Origin of the sequence: Cupriavidus sp. SIMBA_020 (assembly GCF_046535395.1) — a bacterium.
GTDB classification, from domain to species: Bacteria; Pseudomonadota; Gammaproteobacteria; order Burkholderiales; family Burkholderiaceae; genus Cupriavidus; species Cupriavidus campinensis.
Genome location: NZ_JAWRWU010000014.1, coordinates 155812 through 162335, shown reverse-complemented (window position 1 = coordinate 162335; position 6524 = coordinate 155812). Strand labels below are relative to the sequence as shown.

Sequence of the window (6524 nt, the reverse complement as noted above, 5' to 3'; positions counted from 1 at the left end):
CTGAGTCCTGTGCAATACAGGACCCAGCCCTTGGCCGCGGCCTAACTTACCCGTCCAACTTTAGGGGGTCAGTTCATTTTGTGGGCTTCTTCATTTTGGAGCTCAGCTCAGCTGCGCGCGCACCATGGCGCCGGAGAAGAGGATGGGGCGTTCTTTGGTCATGCTAGGATTTCTCCAACTCTACAGGAGAGAGAATGAACACACGGCTGATCCTTATATCTACCGCTGCATTGGGTGTTGCTGTGGCTTCTCCCGGAGTCTTTGCAGACCCACTTCCTGCTCTCGTTGACAGCCAAACAATCACCTTCTTCAAGTGTGTTGGTGCTACGGGGGTGATTCTGCTGACGATCTATGCAGGCATCGGTGTCGCCTTCTTCGGTTGGGACGTTCGTCGTGCGCGTGGATCTCTGCTTGATCTCGAAAAGGAGGTGCGAGAGCAACGAAAACAGGTGGAGATCGATCGCAAAGAGGTCGCTGACGAGATGAAGAGACTTAAAGGGGAAATAGCCGAGGCGAAACGCGAATACGAAAGTATCCAAGAGGCTGGCGCTCTCTTGGAGGAGTCGGAAGCGGCGACTGGCGTTCCCCCACCGAATGGTAATCGAAAAGATATCGATGTGATTCGTGATGTGATCGGGTCTAGCAAATTCGAATGGACCACCGTTGGTCGGATCGTAAAGCGGACTGGCCTTCCCGAGGCAAAGATACTAGAGCTTGTTCGTTCCGATCCGGAATTGGAGATTGGCTTCGGGCGGAAAACCCAGAGCTACATAATCCGGTTTAAGAATGGTGTGGCCAAAGGCTGAAAGTGGCTCGCGATGGATCATTGGCCCACCTCGCCGCTGGATTGCGTCGCCGCCTGCAGTTCTTCGATCCTATTCCGCGCGCGCTCGCGCCACTGCACGCCGTGCTGGAGCGCCAGCTGGATCAGCCAGTGCAGCACGTGCGCCTGCTCTTCCTCGCAGCGTTTCGGGATGTCCGTGCCGGCGGCGCGCAGGGCATGCGCGATAGGCGTGGTGGTGTAGAGCATCAGGCCGAGCACATCGAGCAGCGCGTCGGTCGGCTCGGTCGGGTAAGGCAAGGTGCCCGGAGCAAGCTCCGCAGAATTTGCGGAGATTATCGGCATATTCTCCGCATGCTCGTTCTGAAGCGCGGCGCCCGGCGCTGTGGCTTCGAGGCTCTCGCGCAGGCGTTCTCCTGCTTGGATAGCCTCGTCGCGGACCTTCTTGTTGCTTGCGGAGAGGCGCAGCTCAGGATTGGCGACGGTGGTGTTGTAGAAGTCGCGCGCGACGGCGCGCAGGCGCAGCAACTGGCGCGCCATAGAGACGAGCGCATGGGCGTCACGCCATTTCATCGTGCCGGCCACGGCGGCCCGCTCGAGCGCATCAAGGTTCATGGTCATCGTTTCTTCCCGTTTTTGAATTCTTCTTCCCTCTCAGCCATCCACTTCGCCTGGCACTGTGCCGCCCACACGCTCGCGGCGGTGTAGGCGATCACGGCGACGATGCTGATGGCCAGCGCGGCGGTGGTGGACATCAGTGCTTCCCGCGCGAGGCCTCGATCTGCTCGTCGACCCACTGCTGCACCTCTTCCTCGACCCAGCCGCTGGCGCGGCCGAGCTTGATCGGGGAGGGGAACGTGTGGTCCTTGATGCGGCCGTAGATGGCGGTCTTGCCCAGGCCTACGCGCTCGCAGACTTCGGGCAGCCGGATGATCCGGCGTTGCGGTTGGGTGTTCATGCTGCCTCCCGTACCGTGCCGACCTCGTGGTCTTCGATCCAGAACGGCGTGATGGCGTCCGGCATGCCGGCGGGCGGCGCCTTGAGGCTCATGAACACCAGGGCGGTGTCGATAGCGCCGTCGGCGGCCAGGTCGTCGAGCCACCAGAACAGCCGATCACGCTCGGCACCGATCAGCACGTCAGCACGGTCCAGCACCAGCAGGCGCAGGTCCGTCAGGTGCGTGATGGCCTCGGCGATCATTGCGTCGGCGCGCCACTTCTCCGATTCGGACAGCAAGGCGTAGGGGCGGCCGCCGTCGGCGGTGATGGACATGTCCGCCTCGATCCCGATGCGTGCCCATTCCGACAGGTTGGCCATGGCTGCCAGGCGCTCATTGATCGGGTCCAGCGCCTCGGCCAGCAGCTCGGCGGGGATGCCGCTCGGGCCAAGTGCCTCGGCCAAGGCATCCCATGCCACCACGTCGGCATGGTGCTGCGCGGCCTGCATGGTCTGCTCAGCGGCCTGCGCGACGGCGCGCTGGCCTGCGCGCACGTCTTCCAGTTCCTTGCCGGTCGCCGCAATGGCTGCCTGCAGGTTGGCCAGCTGAGCCTCCACGGTCTTCCGCAGCTCCGCGTCGTCGTCGCCGGTATCGGCCGCGGCGTCCTTGCGCAGCAGGTCGAGCTGCGTCGCGGCATTCTTCGCCCCATCGCGCTCGGCGGTGCGGCTCTTCAGCGCGTTTTCCAGCACGGTCAGGCTGCGCTCGTACTCGGGCAGGCGGCCGGCCGCTTCCGGATCGGCTTGCGTAGGCTCGCGCAGGGCCAGCTGGCCGGCCAGGTACTGCAGCAGCACGCCGCATTCGGGGCACGCGCACGGCATTCCCGCCGACTTGCCGCCGGCGGCCGCACGCATGGCTTCGACCTTGGGCAGGAAGGCATCGCGCTCGGCTTGGGCGCGGTCGACGGAATCCTGGGCCTTGGCCAGGCCGGCCGCCTTGTCGGCCAGCTCGCGGATCTTCGTGTCGCGGGTGGCGCGCTGGCGCGCGGCGGCGTCCATTTCGCCCAGCTGGCGCTGCATGTCGCCGGCCTCGGTCGACGCCTCGGCGATGTCAGCCTGCAGCTCGGAGATCGTTGCGTTGACGTCTTCCGGGGCGGGCGCGCCGGCCGGCACAGCGGCCTTCCAGTCGCCGGCCTTCACCGACCCATAGGTCTCGCCAGTGACGGCGCGCCATGCGCCCTTGGCCGCCGTGGCCTTGGTCTGGGCTTCCCTCGCGGCGGCGTCGAACCCGGCGCGCACCAGCGGCAGCACGGCCTCGATCTTCTTCGGGTTGCAGCCCCGCGCGGCCAGGCGCTCGCGGACAAGGTCAGTGCCAAGCTTGAGGCCCATCAGGTCGAACAGGAACGCGCGGCGCTCTTTGACCTCCAGACGGGCGAAGCGCTGGGCATCCAGCACGTACGGCAGGCGCGGGTCAGCCTGCAGCCCGGCGGTCAGCTTGCCCGAGGGCAGGGCGATGCTGTTGGCCTGCGGTCCGGCCGACACCACGATCGAACCCGATTCGGTGCCGTCGTGCAGCAGCTGGCCGTATTCCTTCTTCAGACCCACGCGCACGCTCTCGCCGGTCAGGGCCATGCGCACGGCTTCCTGCAGGCTGGACTTGCCCGCGCCGTTCGGGCCGCAGATCAGCGACACCGGCGTAGCCGGGATGATGTCGGCCGCCCGGAGGCCGAGGAAATTGCGGGCATGGATGGCGGTGATCTTCATGGCTGCTTACCCTTCCTGGTCTTCGGTGCTCTTCAGGACCTTGCGCTGGCCGTCCGCGTCAGCCGCGCTGATGACGCCCTTGGCTTCCAGGCGCTCGACCAGACGCGCGGCGCGGTTGTAGCCGATCGTGAAGTGGCGCTGGATCTGGGTGATGGATACGCGCTGCTTCGCAATGACGAAGGCCTCGACGTCGGCGTAGATCGAATCCTCTTCAGGGTGCTCGTCGTGCCAATCCTTCCAGCCCTTCACCCACTCGATGCACAGGGCGCCGGCCATCACCGGGCAGTCGCTCTCGGGCTTGCCTTCTGCAGCTGCATCGCGGCCTGCCTGATAGGCGGCATCCAGCTCTTCCTGCAGTGGTTGATGCTCGATAGCGACTGTCTTGGCGTCGACGTCGACAACGCCGTCATCCCCAGGCGCATCGGCGTCCGGCATGCCATCACCATCGCTGCTGGTGTACTCGCGGCCCATCTCGAATGCGCGCTGGTCGGACTCGCCACGCACCTCGTCCATGCCGCGGGTGTACTGGCTTTCGCCGCCGCTCAGCACGAGCAGCACGGCCTGGCCTTGAGCCTCGGCCAGCTCATGCAGGGCAGACACCGACTTCCCGATCTTGATCAGCGCCTGGGCGCCGTCCTTGATGGTGATCTTGTCCAGATCGCCCTGGACCACAGTGCGGCCGTTCGCGGCGATCAGGTGCACCGCCATCTTCACCGACGCATCTACGCGGCTGCGCAGGCGGTCGATGACGTCGTTCTGCTTCTTCTCGGACAGCTTCACCCACGTGTCGGGCATCATCTTCATTTCCAGCACCAGGGCGGACAGCAGGTCCTTGCCGAGAGTGTTGGCGGTCATGTTCATCGTGGCTTTGAATTCGGGCGATTGGCTCATTTCGGTGTCCTGGTGTACGTGTCTGCGTTCGGGCCGCGCCTCGGCATTCGGCGGCGCGGCGCTGTTCTTCCTCCCGCGCTACAGCCGTCCGCGCGGGCAGTCCTCTCTCACAGGTGTTTCAGTCGGCGTTGATGGGGGCGCGCTGGCGGCGGGTGGTCGTTTGCGCCGGCGCGACATCCTCTGCCGGCTGCGTCAGCTCGCGCATGCGGCGCGAGGCGACCTGGTGCAGCGTGGCCTGTTCCGCTTCGCCTACCACTTGTTTGATCTGGCTGCGGGCGAAGTCCAGGTCTTCGACGGTCTGCGCCTGCAACAGCTCGCGATTCACGTCTTTGAAGCTGAGCGGTGCGCTGTCGCCGTGTTGCTGGCTGCCTTCGTCAGCCGGAATCAGGTCGGCTTGCTGGCCGCCGTCCTCGTCGCCTGCATCGTCGGGCGACTGGTTGTCGTCCGTCGCCCCCGCCGGCTCCTCGGGGTGCTCGACCACCTCGGCGGGCTGGGCCGCGGCGGTGCGTGCCGCGCCGCGCAGTTCGTTGACTGAGGCGCTGGCGACTGAGTACGAGCCGTCCGGGTTCAGGTCGATGATGTCCTGCGCTTCCTCGACGGTCTGCAGGCCCATCAGCAGCTCGGGGGCGTAGAGCTTGCCGAAGAAGCTGGCCGTGCGGTACCGCAACATGACCTCGTCCATGGTCTGCCACTTGCTGCCGTTCTTCGTGTACCAGCCTTCCTTCACGGCCATCTCGATCGACACGGCCGGCGATTCCAGGCGCTCACCGGTTTCCTTCTCGATGGCCCAGGCGATGCAGACCTTGTCGAGGATGTCGACCTTCTTCGTGACGCTGGTGCGATTGCCGCCTTCCCAGACCGTTTCGGTGCGCTCGACATTCTTCTTGCCCAGCACCTTGATATCGAAGCGCAGCGGAGAGAATCGACCGCTGCCGTTGATAGCGGCGATGATCCACTGCGACGACCAGGACGGCCGGCCTTCGACGATGTACAGGTTCTGCATCACCATCAGGGGATCCGCGCCCATGCGCTGCGCCATGTTCAGCGCGACGACGGCGTTGGCCAGCGCGTTCGGGTTCTCGCGCGATTCCTTCACGTTGCCATACTTGTCCAACTTCTCGATCACCTTGCGGTACGCCGCAGGCACGAGGGTGGACGATGCGAGCAGGTTGGCGGCGCGCTGCATCAGTTCGAAGGACTGCAGGCTGCCGAAGCCCATCGTGACGACGGGTGCAGGGGCGGCTTCGCGCACGGCGGGCGCGCGCATTTGTTCAAGGGTGGCGGTTGCGGACATAGCGGTCATCTCTCGAAGTTTCGAAATTTCGAAATTTGTGGTCAGGACTTGTAGGGGCAGGTGGCGTGGCGCGGGCAGTACTTCGGCGAGCACAGGACCGACTTGCCGTTGCCGTAGAAGGCGCCGGAATGAATGAGGCGGGAAGCGTGCTGAAGGAGGCCCGGCTGTTCTTCGGTGCCCAGCAGCGCCGCGCGCGGGGAGGCGATCTCGCCCACGCCAACGCGCTGCGCGGCAGCCGTCTTACCGGTGTTCAGGCCCACGATCTGTGCCGGCGCGCTAATGGGGATGCCCATCGCGTGCTCGGCCAGCAGCTCATACACGCCCAGTTGCGGGCCGTGCCCGGCGGTGACGGCGACGCCATCAGCGCCCACGGCCCGGCCGCCGGTCTTCAAGTCGCTGATGCCTGCGCCGTCTGTCGTGGTGCGCACGCGGTCCGTGGTGCCAGTCAGCGCTAGGCCTAGCTCGGGGATCTCCAGACGGTCGCAGGCGATCTCGACGCCGATGTAGTGCTGGCGCGGCGCGATCTCGACGCAGTAGCGTGAGTGCAGCGCCAGGCCGATGCGTTCGGCGTCTGCCGGGTTGGTCTCGTCCCAATCGACCTCGGCGTTTTTGTCGCGGATGGTGTCGACCAGCGCGCCGGCGGCGTCGTCGGCGGTGATGGGCGCGCCGTCGAGCGTGGCCTGGTCGAACAGACCGGTGCTGGCGTGGACGGCGGTGCCCAGATGCGCGGCCGCACCCGACGGCATGCGCATGCCCAGGATGTGCTTCGCTTCCCAGCGCGCCGGGCAGTCGAAGAGTTCGGCCAGCGAACTGGCGCGGATAGTGACGATGTTCATGGGTGACGGCCTCAGTGGATGCGGA

At 65.5% G+C, this 6524-nt stretch carries 8 protein-coding genes; 1 reads left to right on the top strand and 7 read right to left on the bottom strand.

Features of this window, described 5'->3' with window-relative positions; all coding sequences use genetic code 11:
- The first annotated feature begins 194 nt into the window (after positions 1-194).
- Positions 195-806: a hypothetical protein gene (locus tag SB751_RS23330; RefSeq protein ID WP_410748624.1), complete on the top strand. Its 612-nt coding sequence runs from the start codon at positions 195-197 to the stop codon at positions 804-806.
- 17 nt (positions 807-823) lie between these two features.
- On the opposite strand, the gene SB751_RS23325 is transcribed toward SB751_RS23330, so the two are convergent.
- The 7 genes from SB751_RS23325 to SB751_RS23295 form a co-directional block, all read right to left on the bottom strand.
- Positions 824-1402, bottom strand: coding sequence for a hypothetical protein (locus SB751_RS23325; protein ID WP_410748623.1), 579 nt, complete (start codon positions 1400-1402; stop codon positions 824-826).
- Positions 1399-1536, bottom strand: coding sequence for a hypothetical protein (locus SB751_RS23320; RefSeq protein ID WP_410748622.1), 138 nt, complete (start codon positions 1534-1536; stop codon positions 1399-1401). The genes SB751_RS23325 and SB751_RS23320 overlap by 4 nt, the downstream gene beginning before the upstream one ends.
- Positions 1536-1739 (bottom strand): helix-turn-helix transcriptional regulator, encoded by a 204-nt coding sequence (locus tag SB751_RS23315; protein WP_149135672.1) that lies wholly within the window; start codon positions 1737-1739, stop codon positions 1536-1538. Before SB751_RS23315 ends, SB751_RS23320 begins: the two co-directional genes overlap by 1 nt.
- The gene (locus SB751_RS23310) at positions 1736-3478 is read right to left on the bottom strand and encodes an AAA family ATPase (RefSeq protein ID WP_410748621.1); all 1743 of its coding nucleotides are present in this window, start codon (positions 3476-3478) and stop codon (positions 1736-1738) included. Before SB751_RS23310 ends, SB751_RS23315 begins: the two co-directional genes overlap by 4 nt.
- Positions 3479-3484: 6 nt before the next feature.
- Positions 3485-4369 carry an Rmf/CrpP family protein gene (locus SB751_RS23305; RefSeq protein WP_410748620.1) on the bottom strand — a complete coding sequence of 295 codons (885 nt, stop codon included), beginning with the start codon at positions 4367-4369 and terminating at the stop codon, positions 3485-3487.
- A 118-nt stretch (positions 4370-4487) separates the two neighbouring features.
- Positions 4488-5663 (bottom strand): hypothetical protein, encoded by a 1176-nt coding sequence (locus SB751_RS23300; RefSeq protein ID WP_410748619.1) that lies wholly within the window; start codon positions 5661-5663, stop codon positions 4488-4490.
- Positions 5664-5704: 41 nt separating this feature from the next.
- A complete protein-coding gene (locus SB751_RS23295) occupies positions 5705-6499 on the bottom strand; it encodes a PD-(D/E)XK nuclease family protein (RefSeq protein WP_410748618.1) in 795 nt (264 codons plus the stop codon).
- Positions 6500-6524: the final 25 nt, after the last annotated feature.